The organism is Kitasatospora sp. LaBMicrA B282, assembly GCF_050325825.1.
Taxonomy (GTDB): Bacteria; Actinomycetota; Actinomycetes; order Streptomycetales; family Streptomycetaceae; genus Kitasatospora.
The window spans coordinates 29,150-54,373 of record NZ_JBNQTI010000043.1 but is presented as its reverse complement, the minus strand read 5'-3'; the positions used below and the strand labels follow the sequence as shown (position 1 = coordinate 54,373).

Annotated in this window: 24 protein-coding genes and 1 pseudogene; 15 read left to right on the top strand and 10 right to left on the bottom strand. The window is 71.4% G+C overall.

The window, feature by feature from the left end; genetic code table 11:
- The 4 genes and pseudogenes from ACQRUO_RS14965 to ACQRUO_RS14950 form a co-directional block, all read left to right on the top strand.
- Nucleotides 1–871: pseudogene (locus tag ACQRUO_RS14965) on the top strand (hypothetical protein); the annotation flags it as partial.
- 54 nt (nt 872–925) lie between these two features.
- Complete coding sequence (locus ACQRUO_RS14960) at nt 926–1,105, top strand: DUF6104 family protein (RefSeq protein ID WP_057226968.1); 180 nt, start codon at nt 926–928, stop codon at nt 1,103–1,105.
- A gap of 153 nt (nt 1,106–1,258) precedes the next feature.
- Nucleotides 1,259–2,212 carry a DUF4097 family beta strand repeat-containing protein gene (locus ACQRUO_RS14955; RefSeq protein WP_428316381.1) on the top strand — a complete coding sequence of 318 codons (954 nt, stop codon included), beginning with the start codon at nt 1,259–1,261 and terminating at the stop codon, nt 2,210–2,212.
- Entirely contained in the window at nt 2,209–3,222 is a 1,014-nt protein-coding gene (locus ACQRUO_RS14950) for a helix-turn-helix transcriptional regulator (RefSeq protein WP_428316380.1), read from the top strand. The genes ACQRUO_RS14955 and ACQRUO_RS14950 overlap by 4 nt, the downstream gene beginning before the upstream one ends.
- Before the next feature lie 88 nt (nt 3,223–3,310).
- On the opposite strand, the gene ACQRUO_RS14945 is transcribed toward ACQRUO_RS14950, so the two are convergent.
- Nucleotides 3,311–4,273, bottom strand: a complete 963-nt coding sequence (locus tag ACQRUO_RS14945; RefSeq protein ID WP_428316379.1) for a zinc-binding dehydrogenase — start codon at nt 4,271–4,273, stop codon at nt 3,311–3,313.
- Between the two features lie 167 nt (nt 4,274–4,440).
- Entirely contained in the window at nt 4,441–5,637 is a 1,197-nt protein-coding gene (locus tag ACQRUO_RS14940; RefSeq protein WP_428316378.1) for an NAD(P)-dependent malic enzyme, read from the bottom strand.
- Between the two features lie 577 nt (nt 5,638–6,214).
- Between ACQRUO_RS14940 and ACQRUO_RS14935 the strand changes: the two genes are divergently transcribed.
- The 5 genes from ACQRUO_RS14935 (at nt 6,215) to ACQRUO_RS14915 (ending at nt 10,761) form a co-directional block, all read left to right on the top strand.
- Nucleotides 6,215–7,117 (top strand): ABC transporter substrate-binding protein, encoded by a 903-nt coding sequence (locus ACQRUO_RS14935; RefSeq protein WP_428316377.1) that lies wholly within the window; start codon nt 6,215–6,217, stop codon nt 7,115–7,117.
- Nucleotides 7,118–7,333: 216 nt separating this feature from the next.
- Nucleotides 7,334–8,251, top strand: a complete 918-nt coding sequence (locus ACQRUO_RS14930; protein ID WP_428316376.1) for an ABC transporter substrate-binding protein — start codon at nt 7,334–7,336, stop codon at nt 8,249–8,251.
- Nucleotides 8,252–8,282: 31 nt separating this feature from the next.
- Nucleotides 8,283–9,251 carry an amino acid ABC transporter permease gene (locus ACQRUO_RS14925; protein ID WP_428316375.1) on the top strand — a complete coding sequence of 323 codons (969 nt, stop codon included), beginning with the start codon at nt 8,283–8,285 and terminating at the stop codon, nt 9,249–9,251.
- Nucleotides 9,244–10,044, top strand: coding sequence for an amino acid ABC transporter ATP-binding protein (locus tag ACQRUO_RS14920; RefSeq protein WP_428316374.1), 801 nt, complete (start codon nt 9,244–9,246; stop codon nt 10,042–10,044). Before ACQRUO_RS14925 ends, ACQRUO_RS14920 begins: the two co-directional genes overlap by 8 nt.
- Nucleotides 10,045–10,149: 105 nt before the next feature.
- Nucleotides 10,150–10,761 (top strand): CGNR zinc finger domain-containing protein, encoded by a 612-nt coding sequence (locus tag ACQRUO_RS14915; RefSeq protein WP_428316373.1) that lies wholly within the window; start codon nt 10,150–10,152, stop codon nt 10,759–10,761.
- On the opposite strand, the gene sodX is transcribed toward ACQRUO_RS14915, so the two are convergent.
- The gene (sodX, locus tag ACQRUO_RS14910) at nt 10,745–11,212 is read right to left on the bottom strand and encodes a nickel-type superoxide dismutase maturation protease (protein ID WP_428316372.1); all 468 of its coding nucleotides are present in this window, start codon (nt 11,210–11,212) and stop codon (nt 10,745–10,747) included. The two genes, ACQRUO_RS14915 and sodX, sit on opposite strands and share 17 nt — an antisense overlap.
- A 186-nt stretch (nt 11,213–11,398) precedes the next feature.
- Here sodX and sodN point away from each other — a divergent pair, with 186 nt between their 5' ends.
- The 4 genes from sodN (at nt 11,399) to ACQRUO_RS14890 (ending at nt 14,349) form a co-directional block, all read left to right on the top strand.
- Nucleotides 11,399–11,794, top strand: a complete 396-nt coding sequence (sodN, locus tag ACQRUO_RS14905) for a superoxide dismutase, Ni (RefSeq protein WP_428316371.1) — start codon at nt 11,399–11,401, stop codon at nt 11,792–11,794.
- Nucleotides 11,795–11,896: 102 nt separating this feature from the next.
- A complete protein-coding gene (locus tag ACQRUO_RS14900; protein WP_428316370.1) occupies nt 11,897–12,373 on the top strand; it encodes an N-acetyltransferase family protein in 477 nt (158 codons plus the stop codon).
- Between the two features lie 215 nt (nt 12,374–12,588).
- Nucleotides 12,589–13,020, top strand: a complete 432-nt coding sequence (locus ACQRUO_RS14895) for an anti-sigma regulatory factor (RefSeq protein WP_428316369.1) — start codon at nt 12,589–12,591, stop codon at nt 13,018–13,020.
- A gap of 330 nt (nt 13,021–13,350) precedes the next feature.
- Nucleotides 13,351–14,349 (top strand): RNA polymerase sigma factor SigF, encoded by a 999-nt coding sequence (locus ACQRUO_RS14890; RefSeq protein ID WP_428316368.1) that lies wholly within the window; start codon nt 13,351–13,353, stop codon nt 14,347–14,349.
- Nucleotides 14,350–14,377: 28 nt separating this feature from the next.
- Here the strand turns inward: ACQRUO_RS14890 and ACQRUO_RS14885 are convergent, their stop codons facing one another.
- A complete protein-coding gene (locus ACQRUO_RS14885) occupies nt 14,378–14,821 on the bottom strand; it encodes a hypothetical protein (RefSeq protein WP_428316367.1) in 444 nt (147 codons plus the stop codon).
- 51 nt (nt 14,822–14,872) lie between these two features.
- Between ACQRUO_RS14885 and ACQRUO_RS14880 the strand changes: the two genes are divergently transcribed.
- The gene (locus tag ACQRUO_RS14880) at nt 14,873–15,844 is read left to right on the top strand and encodes a diacylglycerol/lipid kinase family protein (protein WP_428316366.1); all 972 of its coding nucleotides are present in this window, start codon (nt 14,873–14,875) and stop codon (nt 15,842–15,844) included.
- 405 nt (nt 15,845–16,249) lie between these two features.
- Entirely contained in the window at nt 16,250–16,501 is a 252-nt protein-coding gene (locus tag ACQRUO_RS14875) for a WhiB family transcriptional regulator (RefSeq protein WP_014138019.1), read from the top strand.
- Between the two features lie 467 nt (nt 16,502–16,968).
- Here the strand turns inward: ACQRUO_RS14875 and ACQRUO_RS14870 are convergent, their stop codons facing one another.
- From ACQRUO_RS14870 to ACQRUO_RS14845, 6 genes are all read right to left on the bottom strand, one after another.
- Nucleotides 16,969–18,486, bottom strand: coding sequence for a sensor histidine kinase (locus ACQRUO_RS14870; RefSeq protein ID WP_428316365.1), 1,518 nt, complete (start codon nt 18,484–18,486; stop codon nt 16,969–16,971).
- Between the two features lie 340 nt (nt 18,487–18,826).
- A complete protein-coding gene (locus ACQRUO_RS14865) occupies nt 18,827–19,882 on the bottom strand; it encodes an SIS domain-containing protein (protein WP_428316364.1) in 1,056 nt (351 codons plus the stop codon).
- A 228-nt stretch (nt 19,883–20,110) separates the two neighbouring features.
- Nucleotides 20,111–21,412, bottom strand: coding sequence for an extracellular solute-binding protein (locus tag ACQRUO_RS14860; RefSeq protein ID WP_428316363.1), 1,302 nt, complete (start codon nt 21,410–21,412; stop codon nt 20,111–20,113).
- A 258-nt stretch (nt 21,413–21,670) separates the two neighbouring features.
- Nucleotides 21,671–23,236 (bottom strand): glycoside hydrolase family 3 protein, encoded by a 1,566-nt coding sequence (locus tag ACQRUO_RS14855; RefSeq protein WP_428316382.1) that lies wholly within the window; start codon nt 23,234–23,236, stop codon nt 21,671–21,673.
- Nucleotides 23,237–23,253: 17 nt separating this feature from the next.
- A complete protein-coding gene (locus ACQRUO_RS14850; RefSeq protein ID WP_428316362.1) occupies nt 23,254–24,093 on the bottom strand; it encodes a carbohydrate ABC transporter permease in 840 nt (279 codons plus the stop codon).
- The gene (locus ACQRUO_RS14845; protein ID WP_428316361.1) at nt 24,090–25,073 is read right to left on the bottom strand and encodes a carbohydrate ABC transporter permease; all 984 of its coding nucleotides are present in this window, start codon (nt 25,071–25,073) and stop codon (nt 24,090–24,092) included. Before ACQRUO_RS14845 ends, ACQRUO_RS14850 begins: the two co-directional genes overlap by 4 nt.
- Nucleotides 25,074–25,224 lie beyond the last annotated feature (151 nt).

Below are 25,224 nucleotides of genomic sequence, written 5' to 3'. Positions count from 1 at the left end.
GCCGGCGGCCCCCGAGCCGGCCGTGGTGCCCCCGGTGGGCGAGACCGTCGCCCTGGCCGCGGCGCCGGTCGGCCCCGCCGCGCCGGCTGCTCCGGCCGCACCGACCGCTCCGACCGCTCCGGGCAAGGGCGGCGGCCGCCGGGGCGTCTCCTGGAAGACCCTGCTGGCCGTCGCCGCGGTGATGGCCCTGGGCGGCACCGTCGGCGGGTTGGTGCTCAGCAACCAGCTGGGCAAGCACGACAAGTCCAGCACCACCGGCAGCAGCACCCCGGCCGCCGTGCCGCCCGCCACCACGGCCGCCACCACACCCGACGCCCCCGCCGCCGGCGCGGCCGCCTCGCCGAGCCCGGACTCCGGCGACGCCTCGGTGGCCGCGCCCACCGACTCGTCCGGTGCCTCGCAGAGCCCGGTCTCCGCCCCCACCAAGCCGGGCTCCTACACCGCCGGGCTCAACCAGGTGGCGCTGGCCATCCCGCCGTTCACCAGCTTCAGCGACGCCTACAAGATCGACCTCGCCCAGGGCACCGTGGTGCCGCCCGGCACCAACACCAAGTGGGACCTGTCGATCGCCGACACCTTCCAGCAGCTCAACGGCAACAGCAGCGACGACATGCCCAAGTTCGCCACCACGGGCGAGGACGGCTCGGACTTCGCGGTGATCACCGGTGCCAGCGTCAGCCCGGACCAGTGCGCCACCGCGATCAGCACCCACCCCGACTCGGACCTGACCTTCGGTCACGTCACGGCGGGCCGGCTGCTCTGCATCCGGGACCGCACCACCAACGCGATCGCGATCGCGGCGATCCAGACCGCCAACCAGCAGAACGGCTCCGTCCAGCTGACCCTGAGCACCTGGCAGCCCACCAGCTGACCGCACCCGCCTATCCTGGCTCGGTAGGACCCACCCTTTCGACCGGAGCACACCGTGTACTTCACCGACCGCGGGATCGAGGAGCTGGCGAGCCGGCGCGGCGACGAGGAGGTCACCTTCGAGTGGCTGGCCGAGCGCCTGCGTGAGTTCGTGGACCTCAACCCCGACTTCGAGATCCCCGTGGAGCGACTGGCCACCTGGCTGGCGCGACTCGACGACGAGGACGAGGACTGACCGTCCGGCCCCACTGCGTTCTCGGCACGGAGAAGCACTTGACTTCGCCGCCACGCGATATATCGTGTTTCTTGGAAGACGCGATACATCGCGACTCGCCGGATCGTCGCCCCTCCAGGGTACGACGGCGGCCGCCAGACGGGAGGACGAGAGATGGGCCAGTGGACAGTCGGCGAGCCCGACCGGATCAGCTTCGACGAGCCGGTGCGGGCCCTGCAGGTACGGGTCGTCGGCGGCGCGGTCAACGTGGTCGCGGCCGAGGGACCGGCCCGCCTCGAGGTCACCGAGCTGGACGGCGACCCGCTCCAGGTCACCCTGACGGACGGCGTCCTCACCGTCACCTACCCCCAGCTCAGCTGGGCCGACTTCGGCGACAGGATCAAGTCGGTCGAGTCGGTGAAGGGCCTGCTGGACTCGCTGTTCCGCAAGCGCAAGGCCCGGGCCGTGGTCTCGGTGACCGTCCCGGCGGACACCGAGGTCAAGGTCGGCACGGTCACCGCCGAGGCGACCGTCTCCGGCATCCACGGCGGCACCTCGGTCTACGGCGTGGGCGGCGCCACCACCCTGGTCGGCCTGACCGGCCGGATCGAGGCCAAGACGGTCTCCGGCGACATCGACGCCGAGGGGGTCTCCGGCGAACTCCGGGTCAAGACGGTCTCCGGCGGCCTGACGGTGATCTCCGGCACCCCCTCGGCGCTGCACGCCAACACGGTCGGCGGTGCCGTCACCCTGGACCTGGCCGGCACCGCGCCCGCCGAGGTGCGGGTCAACACGGTCAGCGGCGACGTCGCGGTCCGGCTGCCGCAGCCGGCCGACACCACCGTCGAGGCCGGCAGCACCAACGGCCAGTTCGCCACCGCCTTCGACGAGTTGACGATCGGCGGCAGCTGGGGCGCGAAGAAGCTCAGCGGCAAGCTGGGCGCCGGCACCGGCCGGCTCCAGGTGACCACCGTCTCCGGTGCGATCTCGGTGCTGCGCCGCCCGGAGGCCGAGGATGAAGGACCCGGCCCGGTCAAGGAGTTGACCACCGGCGAGACCCCCGAGGACCTGGTCCCCGGGCAGCCGGCGGCGAGCCTCGACGACGACGTGAAGGGTGAGCAGGCATGAGCGGCGTCTTCGCACACGGCCGGCTGCGGCTCTACCTGCTGAAGCTGCTGGACGAGTCGCCGCGGCACGGCTACGAGGTGATCCGCCTGCTGGAGGAGCGCTTCCACGGGTTGTACGCGCCGTCCGCCGGCACCGTCTACCCCCGCCTGGCCAAGCTGGAGCAGGAGGGGCTGGTCGAGCACAGCACCGAGGGCGGCCGCAAGGTCTACCGGATCACCGAGGCGGGCCGCCAGGAGCTGGCCGAGCGTCAGGCCGACCTGGCCGAGCTGGAGGTGGAGATCAGCGACTCGGTCTCCCAGCTGGCGGGGGCGATCCGGGAGGACGTCCGCGACTCCGCCAAGGACCTGCGCGCCGAGCTGCGCGACGCGGCCCGCAACACCCCGAAGGCCGCCGAGTCCGGTGCGCAGTGGGGCGGTTGGGGCACCGACTCCGGCTGGCAGCGCACCAAGGAGGAGTTCGCCGAGTTCAAGGCCCAGGCCAAGCGGGCCAAGGAGCAGGAGCGGGCCGCCAAGGAGCAGGCCAAGCGGGCCAAGGAGGAGGCGCGCAAGGCCAAGGAGCAGTCCCAGGCGGTGCGCCAGGCGGCCCAGCAGGAGGCGCTGCGGATCAAGCGCCGGGTGGAGCAGCAGGTGCGCGAGCACGTCGGCAAGGGCGACTGGCCGACCGGGCTGACCGAGGGGCTCTCCGAGCTGACCCGGGGCCTGGCCGGTCTGGCGGACCCGAGCCGCTGGGGCGAGGGGGCGCCGAGCAAGGCGGACGCTGACAAGGCGGACCTCGACAAGGTGGATCTCGGCAAGGCGGCACCGGCCGACCTGCCGGACTGGGCCCGGAGCGAGCCGGGCGGCGAGCCGGCCCGGGAGCTGGAGCGGCTGCTGGACCGGTTCCGCGACCGGATCCGGGACGCCGCCCGGGACGCCGAGCGGGCGGACCGGCCGGTGACCGGCGAGCAGCTGCGGGAGGCCCAGGCGGCGCTCGCCGCTGCCGCCGAGCGGCTGCACGGCCTGCTCGGCTGAGGCCCGAGCGGCTCGCCTGAGGCCCGAGCCCCCGAAAAGTCGGAGCCCGTTGCATGCGCCCCCGGCGCGCGCAACGGGCTCACGCCGTTCAGGGCTCCAGGACGACCTTCCCGAAGACCTCGCCCTTGGCCAGGCGCGCGAAGCCGTCGCGCGCCTCGGCCAGCGGCAGCACCGAGTCGATCACCGGGCGCACCCCGGCGTGCGCACAGAGCGCGAGCAGGCCGGCGAGCTCCTCCTTGGTCCCCATGGTGGAGCCGACCACCTTGAGCTCCAGGAAGAAGATCCGGTTCAGCTCGGCCGCCTTCGGGTTCGGCCCCGAGGTCGCGCCGGAGATCACGATGGTCCCGCCCGGCCTGAGCGCCTTCACCGAGTGCGACCAGGTGGCCGCCCCGACCGTCTCCATGACCGCGTCCACCCGCTCCGGCAGCCGGGCGCCGCTCTCGAACGCGGCGTCCGCGCCCAGCTCCACCGCCCGGGCCCGCTTGGCCTCGTCCCGCCCGGTGACCCAGACCCGCAGGCCCGCGGCCTTCCCCAGGACGATCAGCGCGGTGGCCACCCCGCCGCCGGCGCCCTGCACCAGCACGGTGTCGCCGGGGCGCACCCCGGCGTTGGTGAAGAGCATCCGGTAGGCGGTCAGCCAGGCGGTGGGCAGGCAGGCCGCCTCGGCGAAAGAGAGCTCGGCCGGCTTGGGCAGCAGGTTCCAGGTGGGCACCGCGACCCGCTGGGCGAAGGTGCCCTGGTAACGCTCGGTGAGGATGGAGCGCGGCTCGGCCGGGCCGACCCCGTGGCCGCTCTGGCCGATCACCGAGTGGATCACCACCTCGTTGCCCTGCTCGTCGATCCCGGCCGCGTCGCAGCCCAGGATCATCGGCAGCCGCTCGGCCGGCAGCCCCACCCCGCGCAGCGACCACAGGTCGTGGTGGTTGAGGGTGGCGGCCTTGACCGTCACCACGCTCCAGCCGGGCCGGGCCTCGGGCTCCGGCAGCTCCCCGAGCTCCAGGGCGCTCAGCGGGTCCTCGGCATCGATGCGTGCTGCGTAGGCGGCGAACATGGACCGGACACTAGCCGGGAAAGGCCGGGGCCCGGAACCACGCAGGGGTGTGACCTCCACCGCGTGTCCCGGGCCCATCCGTCCGGTGCCGCCCCCGGCACCGCCGGGGACCTGACGTGCCGTCCGCCTACCGACCAGTACGGCCGGCCGGCTGGTCGGTGCACCGACTAGCGGCGCGCGACGCCCTCGCGACGGGCCGCCTCGGCGACCGCCTTGGTCACCGCCGGCGCCACCCGCGCATCGAACGGCGAGGGGATCACCTTCTGCGCGGACAGCTCCTCGGCCACCACGCCGGCCAGCGCCTCGGCGGCGGCCAGCTTCATGCCCTCGGTGATCCGGGAGGCCCGGACCTGCAGCGCACCGGCGAAGATGCCGGGGAAGGCCAGCACGTTGTTGATCTGGTTCGGGAAGTCCGAGCGACCGGTGGCCACCACGGCCGCGTACTTGTGCGCGACCTCGGGGTGGATCTCCGGGTTCGGGTTGGCCATCGCGAAGATCAGGCAGTCCTTCGCCATGGTGGCCACCGCCTCCTCCGGCACGGTGCCGCCGGAGACGCCGATGAAGACGTCCGCGCCGGCCAGCGCCTCGGCCAGGCTGCCCTTGAGGCCGGCCTTGTTGGTCAGCTCGGCGATCTCGGTCTTGACGTCGGTCAGGTCCTCACGGCCCTGGTGCACCACGCCGCGGCGGTCGCACAGCGCGACGTCGCCGATCCCGGCCGAGACCAGCATCTTGGCGATCGCGATGCCGGCGGCGCCGGCGCCGGAGATGACGGCCCGCAGGTCGCCGATCCCGCGGCCGGTCACCTTGGCGGCGTTCCACAGCGCGGCGGTGGTGACGATCGCGGTGCCGTGCTGGTCGTCGTGGAAGATCGGGATGTCCAGCGCGTCCTGGAGCCGGCGCTCGATCTCGAAGCACCGGGGGGCCGAGATGTCCTCCAGGTTGACGCCGCCGAAGGACGGGGCCAGCCGGACCACGGTCTCCACGATCTGGTCGACCTCGGTGCAGTCCAGCGCGATCGGGACCGCGTCCACGCCGCCGAACTGCTTGAACAGGATGGCCTTGCCCTCCATCACGGGCAGCGAGGCCTGCGGGCCGATGTCGCCCAGGCCCAGCACGGCGGTGCCGTCGGTCACCACCGCGACCGTGTTGGCCTTCCAGGTGTAGTCGTCGACCAGCTCGGGCTGCTCGGCGATGGCGGTGCAGACCCGGGCCACACCCGGGGTGTAGGCCAGGGACAGGTCGTCCGCGTCGCGCACCGGCACCGTGGCGCGCACCTCCATCTTGCCGCCGCGGTGCAGCGCGAAGACGGCGTCGACGGGCTCGTCGGTGTCCGGGGTTCGAGGGTGGATGATCTCCGCTGCCACTATGACCTCTTCGTCATGATCAGCGAGGGCACGCGGCGCGACACGGTGAAAGGCGCGTCGCACCAGCGGCCTCGGGGGGTGAGGGTTTTGATGAGCCTGCGCTGTGCTGTTCGGCTGAGCCTAGAGCCGAGGCTGAGCACCGCACGTGGGCCTCGGGTTTCTCGTCACGCACTGTTCACCGAGGTCGGCGCTCCAGTGCTCGTCCGTAGTCGTCAGAGCTCGCACACACGCAGGGGTGAACGGAGGGTCCCGGAGGGGAGGTGGTGGCTCGGCTACGGAGTCGGCGTCGTGACTTCCGGTCCTGCGCACCCCGGCCCTGTCGCGAGCCGGCGGGTCTCTGTTCGGTATCGGGGGTCACCCGATAGCAGATTCTGACACACCCGGCGCACACTCCGGCAGACCGGGATGGGAGGATCGCCCTCCCCGCCCCCCTTGACCGGCAACCTCGACGGACACCGGCCGCGCACCCCCTGACCTGCGGCCGCCTGGGCAGACCCGAGGTCGCGCTGCACACCCCCGCAGCCCCGCCGTGGCGGACCTCACTCGCTCTTCCCTCCCTCAGGAAGCCAGTTCAGCCATGCGCATCCGCATCCTCGTACCCGCAATCGGCGTGGGCACCCTGCTGCTCGCCGGTTGCGGCGGGATCCCGACCGCACCGCCGGTCACCGGTCCCGCCCTGAAGGCCCAGCTGCCCAAGGCACTCCGCTCCGCGGGCGTGCTCAAGGTCGGCTCCAACCTGAACTACGCCCCGGTCGACTTCAAGGACCCGTCCACCGAGCAACCGGCCGGACTCGACGTCGACCTGGCCGACGCGCTCGGCGACTACCTGGGCATGAAGGTCCAGATCGTTGACGAACCGTTCGACCAACTGATCCCCGACGTCCAGGCCGGAAAGCTGGACCTGGCCATGTCCGCGGTGATCGACACCCAGGAACGCCAACTCGGCACCGACGACAACGGCAACCGGACCAATCCCGGGGTCGACTTCGTCGACTACTTCATCACCGGCACCTCGATGCTGGTCAAGGCCGGAAATCCGCTCTCGGTGGTCACCCTGGACAACCTCTGTGGGCGCACCATCGCGGTTCAGGCGGGCACCATCCAGGCCGAGATCGCCGGCCGCCAGGTGGCCGCCTGCCAGAAGACCGGCCAGGCGCTCAAGATCGACCAGTTCCCGACCGACGCCCAGGCGCTGGCCGAGGTCGCCTCCGGCGCGGCCGCGGCCGACCTGAACGACTACCCGATCGCCGCCTACAACACCGAGCCGGACCGCGGCGGCAGCCGCTACCAGGTGGCCGGCGCGATGATGCAGACCAGCCCCTACGGCATCACCGTCAACAAATCCGACGGCACGCTGCGCGACGTGATCTCCAAGGCCCTCGACCAACTGATCCGCAACGGCGACTACGACAAGATCATGACCAGGTGGAACGCCCGGGACGGGGAGGTTCCGGCCTCCACGGTGAACGGCGGTTTCTGAACTCCCGCACCCTGCGAACCACCGGTTTCCGGCCCCCTCGGGCCGGGAACCGGTGGCCCCTGCGCAACGGCCCGGAACCCACCGCCGGGCGGAAGCGGATCACTGGTGAGAACCTGGCAGGAAATGCGCGGTGGGGGGCGCGTCATCCGTTTCCGACCTCAACAGTGCCCCGCTCAACAGTTCGGCCCGCCTCGTCTCTCACCAGGAGGCTCCCCCATGCTCACCCGCACCCGCCGCTCCACGCTCGCCGCCCTCGGGGCGGTCCTGGTCTCCGGCACCCTGGTCATGACGGGCTGCAGCAGCAGTAGCAGCAGCACCAGCTCCGGCAGCGCCTCGGCGATCCCCACCCCGACCGCCGTGGCCTCGCTCGCCGCGAAGGTGCCGGCCGACATCAAGTCCAGCGGCAAGCTGGTGGTCGGCACCGACGCTTCGTACGCGCCCAACGAGTTCAAGAACGACAGCGGCCAGATCGAGGGCATGGACGTCGACCTGGCCGGCGCCATCGCGGCCAAGCTGGGTCTGACCGCCGAGGTCCAGGACTCCCAGTTCACCGCGATCATCCCGGGCATCGAGTCCAACAAGTTCCAGCTCGGCATGAGCTCCTTCACCGACACCAAGGACCGCGAGGCGACCGTCGACATGGTCACCTACTTCACCGCGGGCACCTCGACCGCCGTGAAGAAGGGCAATCCGCAGAACATCTCGGCCGACGACCTGTGCGGCAAGAAGGTCGCCGTGCAGACCGGCACCACCCAGGCCGACGAGATCGCGAACGTGCTCAACCCGGCCTGCCAGAAGGCCGGCAAGCCGACCATCCCGAACAACGGCGACAAGTACGACCTGCAGACCGACGTCACCAACGCCCTGGTCTCCGGCCGCGACGACGCGATGCTCGCCGACTCCCCGGTGGTCGACTACGCGATCAAGACCAGTGGCCAGCTGGAGAAGATCGGCTCCACCACCGACACCGCCCCGTACGGCGTGGTGGTCGCCAAGAACTCCGCGCTGACGCCGGCGGTCCAGGGGGCCGTGCAGTCGCTGATCGACGACGGCACGTACCAGAAGATCCTGCAGAAGTGGGGCGTCCAGTCCGGCGCGATCGCCACCTCACAGGTCAACGGCGCCACCAGCTGACCCCACCCGCCCACTCACGCTAGGTCGACTCGTGAACCTGACCGACAGGGGGCGGGTGCCCCCGGCCCATCCCGAGCTCAAGGCCGTACCGGTGCGCCATCCGGGACGCTGGGCCGGCGCGGTCGTCATCCTCGTGCTGCTCGCGATGCTGATCAACGCCCTGGTCACCAACCCGGTGTTCGACTGGCACACCGTCGGCCACTACCTGTTCCACCAGAGCATCGTCCACGGCGTGGGCGTGACCCTGCAGTTGACGGTCTACTCGATGCTGATCGGCGTGTCCGGCGGCGTCCTGCTGGCCGTCATGCGGCTCTCGCCCAACCCGCTGCTCTCCGGCACCGCGTACGTCTACATCTGGGTCTTCCGCGGCACCCCGGTCCTCGTGCAGCTGGTGTTCTGGGGCTTCCTCGGCCTGCTCTGGGAGAAGATCTCGATCGGCGTGCCGTTCGGGCCCACCTTCTGGTCCCAGAACACCAACACCCTGGTGCCCACCTTCACCGCCGCCCTGCTCGGCCTCGGGCTGAACGAGGCCGCCTACATGGCCGAGATCGTCCGCGCCGGCATCCAGTCGGTGAACGAGGGCCAGAGCGAGGCGGCCCACGCGCTCGGCATGACCCGGAGCCAGACCATGCGCCGGATCGTGCTGCCGCAGGCGATGCGCGTGATCATCCCGCCGACCGGCAACGAGACCATCTCGATGCTGAAGACCACCTCGCTGGTCACCGTGATCTCCCTGGAGGAACTCTTCCGGGCCGGCCAGAACATCTACTCGCACAACTTCAAGAACATCCCGCTGCTCGTCGTGGTCTCCATCTGGTACCTGTTCCTGACCTCGATCCTCACCATCGGCCAGTACTACGTCGAACGGCACTTCGCCCGGGGCGCCAACCGGGTGCTGCCGCCGACCCCGCTGCAGAAGCTGCGGGCGCTGTTCGTGAAGGCCCCGGCGCAGCAGGCCCCGGTCACGGCGCTGCCCCCGGAAGGAGGTCCCCATGTCTGAGCAGTCGGCGCCGGTCGACCCGGTGGTGCCCGGGTCGGTGATGGTCAGGGCCGAGGGGGTGCGCAAGTCCTTCGGCCTGGTGGAGGTGCTCAAGGGCATCGACCTGGAGGTCCGGCAGGGCGAGGTGTTCTGCCTGATCGGCCCCTCCGGCTCCGGCAAGTCCACCTTCCTGCGCTGCATCAACCACCTGGAGAAGGTCAGCGGCGGCCGGCTCTCGGTGGACGGCGAACTGGTCGGCTACCGGCAGAAGGGCGACCGGCTCCACGAACTGAAGGACCGCGAGGTGGCCCGCAAGCGGCGGGACATCGGCATGGTCTTCCAGCACTTCAACCTGTTCCCGCACATGACCGCCCTGGAGAACATCACGGAGGCACCGATCCAGGTGAAACGCGAGTCCAAGTCGGCCGCCCGGGAGCGGGGCCGGGCGCTGCTGGAGCGGGTGGGACTGGCCGACAAGGCGGCCAACTACCCCTCCCAGCTCTCCGGCGGCCAGCAGCAGCGGGTGGCGATCGCCCGGGCCCTGGCCATGGAGCCCAAGCTGATGCTCTTCGACGAACCCACCTCGGCGCTCGACCCGGAGCTGGTCGGCGACGTGCTGGACGTGATGCGCAGCCTCGCCGAGGAGGGCATGACCATGGTCGTGGTCACCCACGAGATGGGCTTCGCCCGCGAGGTGGGCGACGCGCTGGTCTTCATGGACGGCGGGGTGGTGGTGGAATCCGGCCATCCGCGCGAGGTGCTCGCCCATCCGCAGCACCAGCGGACCAAGGCGTTCCTCTCCAAGGTGCTGTGACGGCACCGGTGACGCGGGGTGGCCGGCAACGGTCCCCCGCGTCACCGGCGAAAGGTAATAGGCTTTATTCAAGCCACCCGTTACTGCGTTGCGGAGGATGCCCCGGTGGAGCTCGCCCTGTACGCCGACTTCGCCGTCCGGCTGGTCAACAGCGAGGAGCCGGATCGCGGCACCGACGCTCTGACCAGCGTGGACGCGGTGCGCGAGCTGTTCGGCCGCCCCGACTCGGTGGGCGCCAGGCTGGCCGAGACCGCCGACCTGCCCCGGCTGCGGGCGATCCGCGGGCGGCTGCGCGCGGTCTTCGAGGCGGCCGCGGCCGGCGAGGAGGTGCGCGGCGTCGACCTGCTGAACCAGCTGCTGGTCGAGTACCCGGTCAGCCCGGTGGTCTCGGGGCACGACTACCTGGACGACAGCGGCCGGCCGCGCTGGCACCTGCACCTGGCGGACAACGCCGCCACCGCGACCGCCGCCTTCACCGCGGTCGCCTGCATGGGCCTGGCCATCCACCTGACCGAGCTGGGTGCGGACCGGCTGGGCATCTGCCAGGCCGCGCCGTGCCGCAACGCCTACCTGGACACCTCCACCAACCGCTCCCGCCGCTACTGCTCGGACCGCTGCGCGACCCGGGCCAACGTGGCCGCCTACCGGGCGCGCAAGCGCCAGGAGGCCGAAGCGGCGGCCGCCCGGCAGGCCCCCGGCGCTACAGCTCTGGGCTGAGCCGCCGGAAGACCCCGAACCGGGCCGCCAGGCCCGGCCAGCGGCCCAGCGGGCGGGCGCAGAGCAGCCGCTCCAGCCAGCCGGCCGGCGCCAGCCAGACCGGGTGCGGGCCGGTCCGCAGCAGCACCCGGCCGAGCACCAGCTCGTCCGGGACCGCGCCGAAGTCCCGGCTGTCGTTCTCCACGAACTGGTTGTCGGAGAGCAACCACCAGCCCTTGGCCCGCCGCTCGGCGGCCCGCTTGACCAACAGCAGGTCCTGCCGCAGCGGGTGGCGGACCAGCAGCACCGCGCCGGGGCGGATCCGGGCGCCGTAGCGGACCACCACCCGGTCGCCGTGGTAGAGGGTGGGGACCATCGAGGGCCCGGCCACGTCCATCAGCCCGAACGGGAGCAAGCCACCCCCCGTACGCTCCACGGGCTCTGGACCCGCGTCAGTGCCCCGTCGCCGCATCGCCGTACCTCCTTGTCGCGCCCGCCGGCTCCCCCTTCGGTCACCAGCATCCCGCATGCACAACGCGTGCCCGATATCGACCGGTTCCGACTCCGCCTTTTGCCCTAGGCCCCCGTCCCGGCCGAGAGATCCGGCAGGCCGCGGGGTAATCTCAGCCCCGGGAAGACGATCTAAGGAAGGACTCCCATGCTCTCTCGTCTGTTTGCGCCGCGGGTCACCGCACACGCCCACTGCGACCTGCCCTGCGGTGTCTACGACCCCGCTCAGGCCCGTATCGAGGCCGAGTCGGTGAAGGCCACTCAGGAGAAGTACCTGGCCAACGAGGACGCCCACTTCCGCGCGCGCGCCATCATCATCAAGGAGCAGCGCGCCGAGGCCGTCAAGCACCACCTGTCGGTGCTCTGGAGCGACTACTTCAAGGCTCCGCACTTCGAGAAGTACCCGCAGCTGCACCAGCTCTTCAACGACGCGCTGAAGGCCGCCTCGGCGACCAAGGCGTCGACCGACCCGGCCACCGGCCAGGCGCTGCTCGACCACATCGCCCAGATCGACAAGATCTTCTGGGAGACCAAGCAGGCCTGATCCCGGCCCGCTCTCCCGCCGGCGTCAACCCGGCACCGACGCCCTTCACTCCGCGGAGTGGAGGGCGTCCGTCGTCGGCCCACTCGAAGTACCCTCGAAGGCATGATCAGGAGCGCTGTCGCCGAGGACGTCCCCACCATCGTCGAGCTGATCCGCGAGCTCGCGGAGTACGAGAAGGCCCTGGACCAGGCCCAGGCCACCGAGGAACAGCTGCACGCGGCGCTGTTCGGCCCCGAACCGGCGGTTTTCGGCCTGATCGCCGAGGACGACGAGAGTTGCGAGACGGTCGGTTTTGCACTCTGGTTCCGCAACTTCTCCACCTGGACCGGCCGGCACGGGATCTACCTGGAGGACCTCTACGTGCGCCCCGAGGCGCGCGGCGGCGGGCACGGCAAGGCCCTGCTCACCGAGCTGGCCCGGATCGCCGTGCAGCGCGGCTACAGCCGCCTGGAGTGGGCGGTGCTGGACTGGAACGACCCGGCCATCGGCTTCTACCGCTCGCTCGGCGCGCGGCCGATGGACGAGTGGACCACCTTCCGGCTCACCGGGGAAGCCCTGCAACAGCTGGGAGAGCGCTGACGACCTGCGACGAATCCGGTCACAGGTCACGACATCGGTGGGTCGATCGCGGTAACGTCTCGGCGGACGGCCCGCGTCCGGCGCCGCCCGACTGGGTAGGAGTGGGACGTACCGCACCACCCCTCAAGACAGTTGGGGCGAACCAGTTGAGCCAAGCAACAGAACGTGCCACCGCCCACGGGGCGCCGGCACAGCGCGTCACCCAGGAGGTGAGGGTGTCCCAGATCGACGGCGATGCCGAGTCCCGGGACGAAACGGCCGCCAAGGATTTCGTGGAGGTCCGGTTGCCCGCCCAGGGCGCCTACCTCTCGGTGCTGCGGACGGCCACCGCCGGGCTCGCCGCCCGGCTGGACTTCACCCTCGACGAGATCGAGGACCTGAGGATCGCGGTCGACGAGGCCTGCGCCATCCTCCTCCAGCAGGCGGTGCCGGGGTCGGTGCTGTCCTGCGAGTTCCGGCTGGTGGGCGACGCGCTGCGGGTCACCGTCTCCGCGCCGACCACCGACGGCCGGGCGCCGGAGCGCGACACCTTCGCCTGGACGGTGCTCTCCGCGCTGGCCGGCGAGGTGGAGTCCTCGGTCGCTGAGGACCGCACGGTCAGCATCAGCCTGCACAAGAAGCGCGGCGGGACCGCTCTCCAGCCGTGACCGGGCTGCCCGGCCCGGTCGTCGGGCCGCCCGGCGCTGCGGCCCGAGGACCGGGCCGCAGCGGAGTCGTTCCCGCTCCGGGCCCCGGTCGCGGTACAACCAATGTGATGGCCCGGGCGCTCCGGCGGCCCGGGCGCTCCCGGAACGGAACGGGGGATCGCCGTGAGTGATCTGGATCGGAACTCTGCCGTCGGGCCGGTGCCCGTGGACGGCCGGCCCGCGGACGCACCGTCCACGGGCGGGCGGTCCGTGCCCGGCCCCGCGGCCCGGCGCCGTACCGTGCCCGCCCCCGCCACCCCCCACGACGCGCACCCGAAGGACGCCCAGCGGATGAGCCAGCCGACCGACCCGATGCCGGAGCCGACGGCAGGACGGCGTCCGCCGGCGGACCCGATGGGCGACGACGACCCGCTGGACGACGGTGACCTGCACGACGCCGAGCTCACCGACGGCGAGCCGGCCGACGGCGAGCTCGACGACGAGCCGGCCGGGGGCGGGGCGGTCGACGGCGAGCTGGCCGAGGTGGTCCGGGCCGCGCTGCCCGCCCAGAGCAGCGCCCAGCACCGCACGGCGGCTCCGGACCGCGAGGCGGCGCGCGCACTCTTCGTGCGCCTGTCCGCGCTCCCGGAAGGTTCGGCCGAGCGGGTGGAGCTGCGCAACCAGCTGGTCCGGATGCACATCCCGCTGGTCGAGCACCTGGCCCGGCGGTTCCGCAACCGGGGCGAGCCGCTGGACGACCTGACCCAGGTCGCCACCATCGGCCTGATCAAGTCGGTGGACCGGTTCGACCACGAGCGCGGCGTGGAGTTCTCCACCTACGCCACCCCGACCATCGTGGGCGAGATCAAGCGGCACTTCCGGGACAAGGGCTGGGCGGTCCGGGTGCCGCGCCGGCTGCAGGAGCTGCGGCTCTCGCTGACCACCGCGACCAGCGAACTCTCCCAGCGGCACGGCCGCTCCCCCACGGTGCACGAGCTGGCCGAGCACCTCGGGATCTCCGAGGAGGACGTGCTGGAGGGCCTGGAGTCGGCCAACGCCTACTCCACGCTCTCCCTCGACGTCCCGGACAGCGACGACGAGTCGCCGGCCGTGGCGGACACCCTGGGCGCCACCGACGAGGCGCTGGAGGGCGTGGAGTACCGCGAGTCGCTCAAGCCGCTGCTGGCCCAACTGCCGCAGCGCGAGCAGAAGATCCTGGTGCTCCGGTTCTTCCGGAACATGACGCAGTCCCAGATCGCGGCCGAGGTCGGCATCTCGCAGATGCACGTCTCCCGGCTGCTCGCCCGCACGCTGGCCCAGCTGCGCGACAAGCTGCTGGTCGAGGAGTGAGCCGGCGGGCGGGGCCGGTCGGCGGCGGTCAGCCGGCGGCGGCCTCGCCCGCGTCCTCGGTGCGGTAGAGCAGCGCGGTGACCCGCGGGTTGAGCGTGGTCACCAGGCCGGCCAGGCCGACCACGCCGACCAGGATGCCGAGGCCGGTCATCGCGCCACCGCTCTGCAGCATGTAGTAGGCCACCGGCAGGCAGGTGGAGTGGGTCAGCACCGCCGGGCTGCGGCCCCAGCGGCGCAGCCGGAGCAGCGCCCGCGAGGCGAACAGCGGCAGCAGCCCCATCAACAGGATCACCGCGCCGCCGTACTCGACCAGCCCCGGGTTGCGGGTCGTCTCGACCAGCCCGCCGACGATCATGTAGCCGCCCCAGGCGGTCAGCGCGGCGCCCTCGGCGGCGGTCAGCGCCACGGCGGCGATCAACGCGGCGGGCCGCGCCGGGCGCGGAACGGCGTCAGTGGAGGTTTCTGCGGTCACTCCAGCAGGGTAGCCGCCACGCCGGGCCCGGCGAGCCGTAGGCTGAACCTCATGCGTGCGCTCCTGGTCGTGAACCCGAAGGCCACCACCACCAGTGGCCGAACCAGGGACGTGCTCACCCATGCGCTGCGCAGCGACCTGAAGCTGGAGGTCGCGGTCACCGAGCACCGCGGCCACGCCCGCACGCTGGCCCGGGACGCGGCCGCGGACGGTTCGGTGGACCTGGTGGTCGCGCTCGGCGGCGACGGCACGGTCAACGAGGTGGTCAACGGGCTGCTGGCGCACGGCCCCGGCGAGAAGGTGCCGCGGCTGGCCGTGGTGCCCGGCGGCAGCACCAACGTCTTCGCCCGGGCGCTCGGACTGCCCAACCACCCGGTGGAGGCCACCGGCCAGTTGCTGGACGCGCTGGAGAACCGCCGGGAGCGCTCCATCTCGCTCGGCAAGGCGATGACCCCCGGGCTGCCGGACCGTTGGTTCACCTTCACCGCGGGCCTGGGCTTCGACGCCGGAGTGGTCGGCCGGGTGGAGGAACAGCGCCGGCTGGGGCGCAGGTCGACCCACGCGCTCTACGTCCGCGAGGCCCTCCGGCACTACGTCACGGAGCGTGACCATCGCCGCAGCGGGCCGGTGACCCTGGAGCTGCCGGGCCGGGCGCCGGTGTCGGGTCTGGTGCTGACCATAGTTTCGAACACCTCGCCGTGGACTTTCCTCGGCAATCGGCCGGTGCTGCCTTCGCCCGCGGCTTCCTTCGAAACCGACCTTGACGTCTTCGGCATCACTCGAATGACAGCGTTCGGAACCGCTCGTACGGTCCGTCAGATTCTGCGGCCGCACACTCCTTCGGAGCAATCCCGCAAGCCCGCCGGTCCGACCGGCAAGCACGTCGTCTCCTATCACGATGTCAGGCACTTCACCTTGGTTTCACAGGAACCGGCCCCATTTCAGGTCGACGGGGACCACCTTGGGGACAGGAGTCGCGTCAGTTTCACAGGCGTACGCCGGGCACTGCGTGTGATTGTGTGACCAGAAGGGGGTCCCGCCCTTCTTCTCGAACGCGCTAGCCCCCTTCACCCCATAGAAGTACTGCCTGTGAGGTAGGCGACACCGAAGAATCAAAAATTCCTCCTCGAAGGGGGTTGTATCCGAGCCCGAGGTTTGCGAACCTCTACATGGCGATCGGGACGCGTCGCAGCGGGACAAGCGAGGCGGCCCCACTGAGCATCCCCAGGCGCTCCGCGCCGCTGGGAGCCCTCAGGCTGAGTAGTACCTCAGGATGCGCCCGAACCCCCCTTCTGCACAGACTGCCGGGCCGTGAAGGCCCTAGGTCCCTTTTGCCGTTGTGGGATTCGTGAAAGCGTTCACATTCACAAGCCACCATCGATAGTGCCGAGCGGACCACCGTCTGCCGGCAGGAGGAGTTGGACGACCATGGACTGGCGCCACCGCGCTGTCTGCCGCGAAGAGGACCCGGAGCTGTTCTTCCCGATCGGGAACACCGGCCCTGCTCTGCTGCAGATCGAGGAAGCCAAGGCCGTGTGCCGCCGCTGTCCCGTCATGGAGCAGTGTCTGCAGTGGGCTCTGGAGACCGGCCAGGACGCCGGCGTCTGGGGCGGGATGAGCGAGGACGAGCGTCGCGCGATGAAGCGCCGTGCCGCCCGCAACCGCGCCCGCACCGCCTGAGCAAGCGCTCAGGCAGCGCCCGGGCAGCGCTCGGGCACACCGATCAACCCATGATCACAGGCTTCGGCCGCCACTCCGTCGAAGCCTTCCGCAGGAGCCGCCGCACTCCGACCAACCGTCGGCGCGGCGACCTCGACACCTGAGCCCGGCTCGGTCCCGACACTTGCTACTGTTCACGCAGAGCAATATCGTGGACCTGGGACGCTCACCGTACGCAATGTGCGGCGCGAGCGGACCGGACATTGCAGGACCAGCGCGTGCCACGGTGTCGCGCACCACAGAGCCCCCGTTCCGACCGACTCCCCCCGACGGCCGGAACGGGTTGAGAGGCCCTGTCGACCCTCCCCCCCGGTCGACAGGGCCTCGTTCTTGTCTGCCCGCAACCGCGCCCGCCGCTCCTCGACAGGCTCAACAGCCGGGCGGCCGATCGGAGTTGTCGCTCCGCCGGGCCGCCCGGCCGCCGGCCGTCAGCGGACCGGGATCTCCAGCACCACCTTGGTGCCGCCGCCGGGCGCCGCCACCATGTCGAAGGTGCCGCCCAGCTCCCCGGTGGCCAGCGTGCGGACGATCTGCAGGCCCAGGTTGCCGCCCTGCTGCGGATCGAACCCCTCCGGCATGCCGCGCCCGTCGTCCTGCACCGTGATCAGCAGGTACTCGTCCGGCCGGGCACCACCGTTCCAGCTGTCCGACCAGCCCGCTCCGCCGGCCGGGGCCCGCCCGCGCAGCGCGCTGACCGAGAGGTTGCCGGCCGACTTGGGACCGAAGGCATGCTCCAGCGCGTTCTGCAGCAGCTCGGTGAGGACCATCGCCAGCGGGGTGGCCACCTCGGCGGAGAGGATGCCGAAGCTGCCGGTGCGCCGGGTGGTCACCTGGCCGTCCTGGGACAGCTCCATCACCATGGCGAGCACCCGGTCGGCGATCTCGTCGAAGACGACCTGTTCGTCCAGGGTCTGGGAGAGCGTCTCGTGCACGATCGCGATCGAGCCGACCCGGCGCACCGCCTCGTCCAGTGCGCCGCGCGCCGCGTCCGAGTCCATCCGGCGGGACTGCAGGCGCAGCAGCGCGGCCACCGTCTGCAGGTTGTTCTTCACCCGGTGGTGGATCTCCCGGATGGTGGCGTCCTTGGTCATCAACTCCCGCTCGCGGCGGCGCAACTCGGTGACGTCGCGGACCAGCACCAGCGAACCGGTGTGCGTGCCCTTGGGCTTGAGCGGGATCGCACGCAGCGTGACCACCCCGCCCTGCGCCTCCACCTCGGTCTGCCGCGGCGCCCAGCCGCTGGCCAGCTTCACCAGCGCCTCGTGCACCGCGCCGCGCGAGGGCGGGGCCAACTCGGCCGTGGTCCGCCCCAGATGACCGCCCACCAGGTCGGTGGTCAGGCCCAACCGGTGGTAGGCGGAGAGCGCGTTGGGGCTGGCGTAGGTGACGATGCCGTCGGCGTCCAGCCGGATCAGGCCGTCGCCGACCCGGGGGGCGGCGTCCATGTCGACCTGCTCGCCGGCGTAGGGGAACGTTCCGGCGGCGATCATCTGGGCCAGGTCGGAGGCGCTCTGCAGGTAGGTGAGCTCCAGCCGGCTCGGGGTGCGCACGGTGAGCAGGTTGGTGTTGCGGGCGATCACGCCGAGGACCCGGCCCTCGCGGCGCACCGGGATCGACTCGACCCGCACCGGCACCTCCTCGCGCCACTCCGGGTCGCCCTCCCGGACGATCCGGCCCTCGTCGAAGGCGGCGTCCAGCAGCGGCCGGCGGCCGCGCGGGACCAGGTGGCCGACCATGTCGTCCTGGTACGAGGTCGGGCCGGTGTTGGGCCGCATCTGGGCCACCGAGACGTAGCGGATGCCGTCCCAGGTGGGGATCCAGAGCACCAGGTCGGCGAAGGAGAGGTCGGAGAGCAGCTGCCACTCCGAGACCAGCAGGTGGAGCCACTCCACGTCGGCACCGGTGAGGGTGGTGTGGCGGCGGACGAGTTCGTTCAACGAGGGCACACCGCGAGGGTAGCCCGCCGGCGGCCCCTTCTCGCGGAAGGTCCAGACCAATCTCGGATCCGCCCTGGACATCCAAATTGGTCTAGTCCACAATGGAGGAGCACCAAGGAGAGGCCAACCGCGCACACTGCCCTGACCGCGCGCGGCGTCTCCCCGGTCGGCCGCCCGCGCCGCCAGGACCCCGCACAGTCCCGGCAGCGCACCGCAGGCGCCCGACGACAGCTCCGGGCTGCGGTGCCGCACAGGTTGAGGGTCCTGTGTCGGCGCCGTGGCCCGTAGTGTTTTCCGGGGCCCTGCACGGCCGCCTTTCCAGGCTCCCCTCCAGGTTCCCCGGCCGCGCTCAGTGGGTCTCGGTGACCTTGGCCAGCGCGCGCGGGGCGTCCGGGTCCTGGCCGCGGGCGATGGTCACCTCGTAGGCGAGCTGCTGCAGAGGCAGGATCTCCAGCACCGGCTGCAGCTCCTCGGGCACCCCCGGCGGCAGCGCGAACCCCGCCGAGGCGGCGTCCACCTGCTCCTGCTGCCCGATCACCACCAGGTCCGCCCCACGCCCGCGCAGCCGGTCCAGCACCGGCTGCAGCGCCTCGCCGCCCTTGCCGTCCGGCACGATCGCGATCACCGGCGAGACGTTGTCCACCATCGCCAGCGGCCCGTGCAGCAGGTCGGCGCCGGAGAACGGGGTGGCCGGGATGTAGCTGGTCTCCATCAGCTTCAGCGCGGCCTCCCGGGCGGTCGGGTAGCCGTAGCCGCGCGAGGTGATCACCAGCCGCTGGGCGAACCGGTACCGCTCGGCCAGCGCCCTCACCTCCGCCTGCCGGGCCAGCACCTCGGCGGCCAGCCGCGGCAGCCCCTCGGCTGCCGCCCCCGACTCCCCGCGCAGGCCGGCCACGAAGAGGTAGAGGGCGAGCAGCTCGGCGGTGTAGGTCTTGGTGGCCGGCAGCGCCTTCTCCGGACCGGCCAGCACGTCGACGTGGAACTCGGAGACCTCGGCCAGCGGCGAGGCGGCGTTGTTGGTCACCGCCAGGGTGATCGCGCCCGCCTCCCGGGCCGCCCTGGTGGAGGCGATCAGGTCGGGCGAGCCGCCGGACTGGCTCACCGTGACCACCAGCACGTCGCGCAGGTCGGGGCGGGCGCCGTAGGCGGTGGTGGTGGACATCGAGGTGAGCCCGGCGGGCTTGCCGAGCAGCACCTCGACCAGGTACTTGGCGTAGAGCGCCGCGTTGTCCGAGGTGCCGCGCGCGGTGAGCAGCACGAAGCGCGGGGCCCGGGCGCCGATCTGGGCGGCGACCTCGCGGATCCGCGGCGCGCCGAGGTCGAGGATGCGCTGCAGCACGGCCGGCTGCTCCGCCATCTCGGCCGCCATGATCCTGCCGGGGAGGTGCGACTGCTGCTCGGACATCGGGGGGATCCTCCAGCCGTGTCGTGGGCGCGCCCGGCCGTCCGGCGCAGGCGGCAGAGCTGATCCTAGGGGGTGTCTTTCGGATCACGTCGGATCAGCGGGCGGCGTTGGGGTGCGTGCATCGGCGGCGCCGAGGAAGGAGTCCATGCGGAGCATCGGCGACTGACGAGAAGCCGTCGAGGTGCGTGCCCCGGCGTCGCCCGCCCGGCGTGAGCCGAAAGACACCCCCTAGGCGGGGTTGTTGATCAACTTGTCGATCTGTGCGTCGGCGGCCCTGGTGGCCTGGTCCACCGACTGGCCGGCGAGGATCGCGTTCAGCATGTTCACCAGGACGTTCTGCTTCTCCACCGCGGCCCAGCCCGGCGCCAGCGGGGTGAACCAGGCCTCGGGCACCGCGTTGGCCGCGGCCGCGGTCTCCGGCTTGCCCTTGAGCGGGTCCAGCTGCTTCAGGTTGTTCGGCAGGGTGTTCTTGCTCGCCAGCAGCGCCTCGGACTTGGCGCTGGTGAAGAGCTTGATCCACTCCTTCGCCGCCTCGCCGGACTGGGTCCGGGCGGTGATCGCCAGGTCCGAGCCGCCGATGAAGCTGGGCAGCGGCTTGCCGTTCGGGCCCGGGAAGATGGCCGGCTTGAGCACGTCCGCCAGCGCGGGGTCGCCGGCCGGGGCGGTGGCGGCGCTGGTCGCCTCCCAGCCGTTGCCGTAGATCACCGCGGCGTGCTGCTTGCCCAGCACGTCGGACTGGTGCAGCTCGTTGACGGTCAGGTCGCCGTGGTTGTACCGCTTCACCAGGTCGACGAAGTGCTGGATGCCCTGCTGGGAGCGCGGGTCCTCCAGGGTGCCGTGCCAGTTGCCGGTGGAGTCGAAGCGGGCGATGGTGCCGCCGTAGGCCGCGACGTAGGACATCGCGGCGTACCAGTAGGGCCCGGGCAGGTAGAGCGCGGAGAACGCCTTGTCGTCCTTGTGGGCGGCCTGCAGCTTGTCCAGCGCCGCGGTCAGGTCGGCCTCGGTGCTCGGGAAGTCGGCACTGCCGGTGGCCTGCTGGAACATCGCGGAGTTGTAGATGCCCTCCCGGGCGCCCGCGTAGTACGGCACGCAGAAGAGCTTGCCGTTGTAGTCGCAGGTGTTCTCCAGGGCCGGGATCCAGCTGTCCGAGTTCTCGTAGTCGTCCTTGGACACCTCGGCGAGTGCGCCGTTCAGGATGTACTTCATGGTCTCGGTGTTGCCCAGTTCGACCACGTCCGGCGCATTGCCCTGAGCGATGGCGGCATCCAGGTGGGCCACCTTGTCCGACCAGCTCTGGTAACTGAGCTTGATGGTGACATTCGGGTGGCTGGCCCCGAACTCGTCGTTGACCTGCTGCACCAGGTCCGGCCAGTTGGTCTGCGCGTCGCTCATCAGCCAGATGGTGAGGGTGCCGCTGAGCGCCTTCGCGTCGCCGGACTGCGCGGCGCGCGGCGTCGCGTTCCCGCCGCAGGCGGCAAGTCCCGCCAGCAGCACGGCGGTTCCGGAGACGGCGAGGAGTTGACGGCGCATCATCGAGCCCTTCGATGGTTCAGACCACAGTGGTACAGACCGGTTTGCAGGAGCCTGGCCCAGACCAAAGCGGGTGTCAATGAATTCCGGCGGCACCGCAGTCGCCGTTGCGCATTCGTGTCTTAATCCTTGCTTAAGGCATGACAATTGATGTACGGAAGGATTTCTCCGGCGCCGGAAAAGACAAAGGGGCCCCGCGGAGGGGAATTCCTCCGCGGGGCCCGCGATGTTGAGCGGCGGTTCGGGAAAAGCAGGAGGTCAGACACGCACCGTCGGCTGACCGGTGATCACCTCGACGGCGGCCAGGCCGCAGACCCGGGCGGCACCGTGGGTGGCGATGTGCAGCGCCCCGGACGGCGCGGCCTGCGGCACCCCCATCTCCACCACCACGGCGTCCGGCCGGGCGGCCAGCAGCAGCCGCACGGCGGAGGCCATCCAGTCGTGCCGGTGCACGTCGCGCACCACCAGCACCAGGCGCCGGTCGGCGGCGTCCGCCAGCAACCGGGCGACCAGGGCGTCCAGCGCGCCCGGCTCCGCCAGGTCGGCGGGCGAGACGGCGCGGGTCCGGGTGCCCGGGAACCGCTCGGCCAGCATCCCGGCCACGCCCCACGGGGTGTCGTCGCCGACCGCGATGTTGGACTCCGGCGAGAACGAGGCGACGAAGGGCCGCTCGGTCACCGGGACGAAGGGCTGAGCCGGGTCCACGGTCACCCGCAGCGCCCGGCGGGCGGCCCGCAGCCCGACCGCCAGGTCCGGCTCGACCGGGGTGCCCTGGGCAGAGATCCGGGTCCAGGCGCCGAGCGAGCGCACCCGGTCCGCGGCGTCCGCCAGCCGCTCCTCGGGCAGCTTGCCGGAGCGCACCCCCGCCACGATCGCGTCGCGCAGCCGGAGCACCGTCTCCTCGTCGGCCAGACCGCCGCCGACGCAGATCGCGTCGGCGCCGGCGGCCAGCGCCAGCACCGTCCCCTCCGCGATGCCGTACGTGTTGGCGATCGCACCCATCTCGATCGCGTCGGTGACGATCAGGCCCTGGTAACCGAGCCCGCCGTCCTCCGGCCGGCCGCGCAGCAGGCCGCCGAGCACCGCCTTGCTGAGGGTGGCCGGGTAGTGCGGGTCCACCGCCGGGAGCATGATGTGGGCGCTCATCAGCGCCTTGGCCCCGGCCTCGACCGCGGCCCGGAACGGCACCAGGTCGCGCGAGCGGAGCAGCTCCTCGTCGACGTCGATCATCGGCAGGCCGTGGTGCGAGTCGATCGCGGTGTCCCCGTGGCCCGGGAAGTGCTTGGCGCAGGCGGCCACCCCGGCCGACTGCAGCCCGCTCACCCAGGCGGCGGTGTGCCGGGCGCACAGCTCCGGGTCGGCGCCGAACGAGCGCACCCCGATGATCGGGTTGCCCGGGTTGGAGTTGACGTCCGCCGAGGGGGCCCAGTTGTAGTTGATCCCGCACTCGGCCAGCGCCCGGCCGAGCTCGCGCGCCACGTCGCGGGTGAGCGCCGGGTCGTCGATCTCGCCGAGCGCCAGGTTGCCCGGCCAGGAGGAGCCGGAGCCGACCTCCAGGCGGGTGACGTCGCCGCCCTCCTCGTCGATCGCGATCAGCAGGTCCGGGTTCTCCTGGCGCAGCTGGGCGGTGAGCGCCGACAGCTGGGCCTGGTCCAGGACGTTGCGGCCGAACAGGGCCACCGAGCCGAGGCCGGCCGCCAGGTGGCGGCGGACCCACTCCGGCGGGGCCTCGGTGCCCTCGAACCCGGGCTGCAGGACGGTCAGCGCATCGCGGTGCAGCTGGTCCCGGTCGGGGGTGCCGCTGTCGGGGATGCTGGGGGTCAGGATGCTCACGGCGGCGGTCAGCCCTTCACTGCGCCGGCGGTCAACCCACCGACGGCCTTGCGCTGGAGGACGAAGAAGAGGATCAGCACCGGGATGGCGAACAGGGTGGAGGCGGCCATGGTGGCGCCCCAGTCGTCGCCGAAGGTGGTCTGGAACGAGGTCAGCCAGAGCGGCAGCGTCTGCGCGGTGCCCGGCCCGGTGGCCTTGTTGAGGATGAGCACCAGCGGCAGCTCGTTCCACGCGGTGATGAAGCCGAACAGCGAGGTGGCCATCAGCCCGGGGGCCAGCAGCGGCAGGACCACCCGGACGAAGGCCTGGGTGCGGGTGCAGCCGTCGACCATCGCGGACTCCTCCAGTTCCTTGGGCACCGCGGCCATGAAGCCGCGCAGCGTCCAGATCGTGAAGGGCAGCACCATCATCATGTAGAAGAGCAGCAGCGGGACCAGGCTGTTCAGCATCGACTGGTCGCGGGCGATCATGTAGACGGAGATCGTCATGACCTCCCACGGCGCCATCTGGACCATCATGATCACCAGCACGAAGGCCTTGCGGCCGCGGAACTTCATCCGGGCGATGGCGAACGAGGCCAGCATGGCGATCACCAGCGCGGCGAGCACCGCGCCGACCGTGGCCATGAAGCTGTTGCCGACCATCTCCCAGAACTGCGCGGCGCCGGTGGCCCGGGTGAAGTGGTCCAGGGTGCCGCTGAGCGGCAGGAAGACCGGGGTCTTGCTGACGATGTCGGTGTTCTGCTTGAACGCCGTCGTCACCATCCAGTAGACCGGGAAGGCGAAGAAGACGAAGAGGACGACCGCGACGACGTTCGGCCAGCTGCGTCCGAAAAGCGAGCGCTTCACAGCTCGTCCTCCTGCTTCAGGATGATCCGGAGGTAGTAGGCGAGCAGCACCGAGAGCATCAGGATGGTCAGCACCGCGATCGCGGCGCCGGTCCCGTAGTGCGAGTTGCCGCTGCCCTCGATGTAGGCGTAGACGGGCAGCGTCTCGGTGAGCCGCTGCGGACCGCCCTGGTTGATCGCGAACACCTGGGTGAAGGACTTGAAGACCCAGATGACCTCGAGGAACGTGGTGCCGAGCAGGAACGGCTTCACGCTGGGGAAGATCACCTTGGTGAAGATCTTGACCGCGCCCGCGCCGTCGAGCCGGGCCGCCTCGTAGAGCTCGTCCGGGATCGTGGTCATCGCGGCGTACATGTTGAAGGCGACGAACGGGATCGAGCCCCAGACGATCAGCAGCACGATCACGAAGAAGGTGGAGAGCTGGCCGCTGTACCAGTCGTAGCCGGCCATGCCGTGCCAGCCGAGGTGGTCCAGGAACCAGTTGACCACGCCGTACTGCTGGTCGAAGAGCCAGGTGAAGACGGTGCTGGCGGCCACGAACGGCATCGCCCAGGCGACCATCAGGCCGAGCTGCAGGAAGAGCCGCATCTTCTTGCCGAGCCGGTTCAGCAGCATGCCGATCAGCACGCCGGCCACCATGATCAGCGCCACGTTGACGGCGGTGAAGGCGATCGAGCGGCCGGTGGTGTGCCAGAACTCCGAGCTGGACAGCAGCTGCTTGTAGTTGTCGAACCCGTTCCACACGGTCTGGTGCAGCACCAGCTGGCGGCGGTTCAGGTTCTGGAAGGACAGCAGCACCGTCTGGACCAGCGGCCAGCCCAGCAGGGCCAGCGTGGCGAGGGTGAACGGCAGCAGCAGCAGATAGGGAGTGGCGCGACTGAGCAGGCTCGGCCCGGCGGCCGGTCTGCCGCCCCTCAAGGCGTTGCCCGCCCCTGGTGTGCGCGGGGCGCTCGCCCGCACCGGTTCCGACTGGACAGCCATGTTCTCTCTTCCTCACGCCTGGCCGGACTGGGTGGCCGCGGAAACAGCCGGGCGGGGGGGGGGGGGGGGGGGGGGGGGGGGGGGGGGGGGGGGGGGGGGGGGGGGGGGGGGGGGGGGGGGGGGGGGGGGGGGGGGGGGGGGGGGGGGGGGG

Excerpts from the sequence above, each read along its gene's own strand:
- ACQRUO_RS14860 (WP_428316363.1), bottom strand. The coding sequence starts at position 21,412 with ATGCGCCGTCAACTCCTCGCCGTCTCCGGAACCGCCGTGCTGCTGGCG.
- ACQRUO_RS14890 (WP_428316368.1), top strand. The coding sequence starts at position 13,351 with ATGAGCCAGCCGACCGACCCGATGCCGGAGCCGACGGCAGGACGGCGT.
- ACQRUO_RS14920 (WP_428316374.1), top strand. The coding sequence starts at position 9,244 with ATGTCTGAGCAGTCGGCGCCGGTCGACCCGGTGGTGCCCGGGTCGGTG.
- ACQRUO_RS14930 (WP_428316376.1), top strand. The coding sequence starts at position 7,334 with ATGCTCACCCGCACCCGCCGCTCCACGCTCGCCGCCCTCGGGGCGGTC.
- ACQRUO_RS14945 (WP_428316379.1), bottom strand. The coding sequence starts at position 4,273 with ATGTTCGCCGCCTACGCAGCACGCATCGATGCCGAGGACCCGCTGAGC.
- ACQRUO_RS14875 (WP_014138019.1), top strand. The coding sequence starts at position 16,250 with ATGGACTGGCGCCACCGCGCTGTCTGCCGCGAAGAGGACCCGGAGCTG.
- ACQRUO_RS14865 (WP_428316364.1), bottom strand. The coding sequence starts at position 19,882 with ATGTCCGAGCAGCAGTCGCACCTCCCCGGCAGGATCATGGCGGCCGAG.
- sodN (WP_428316371.1), top strand. The coding sequence starts at position 11,399 with ATGCTCTCTCGTCTGTTTGCGCCGCGGGTCACCGCACACGCCCACTGC.
- ACQRUO_RS14955 (WP_428316381.1), top strand. The coding sequence starts at position 1,259 with ATGGGCCAGTGGACAGTCGGCGAGCCCGACCGGATCAGCTTCGACGAG.
- sodX (WP_428316372.1), bottom strand. The coding sequence starts at position 11,212 with ATGCGGCGACGGGGCACTGACGCGGGTCCAGAGCCCGTGGAGCGTACG.
- ACQRUO_RS14900 (WP_428316370.1), top strand. The coding sequence starts at position 11,897 with ATGATCAGGAGCGCTGTCGCCGAGGACGTCCCCACCATCGTCGAGCTG.
- ACQRUO_RS14845 (WP_428316361.1), bottom strand. The coding sequence starts at position 25,073 with ATGGCTGTCCAGTCGGAACCGGTGCGGGCGAGCGCCCCGCGCACACCA.
- ACQRUO_RS14935 (WP_428316377.1), top strand. The coding sequence starts at position 6,215 with ATGCGCATCCGCATCCTCGTACCCGCAATCGGCGTGGGCACCCTGCTG.
- ACQRUO_RS14880 (WP_428316366.1), top strand. The coding sequence starts at position 14,873 with ATGCGTGCGCTCCTGGTCGTGAACCCGAAGGCCACCACCACCAGTGGC.
- ACQRUO_RS14950 (WP_428316380.1), top strand. The coding sequence starts at position 2,209 with ATGAGCGGCGTCTTCGCACACGGCCGGCTGCGGCTCTACCTGCTGAAG.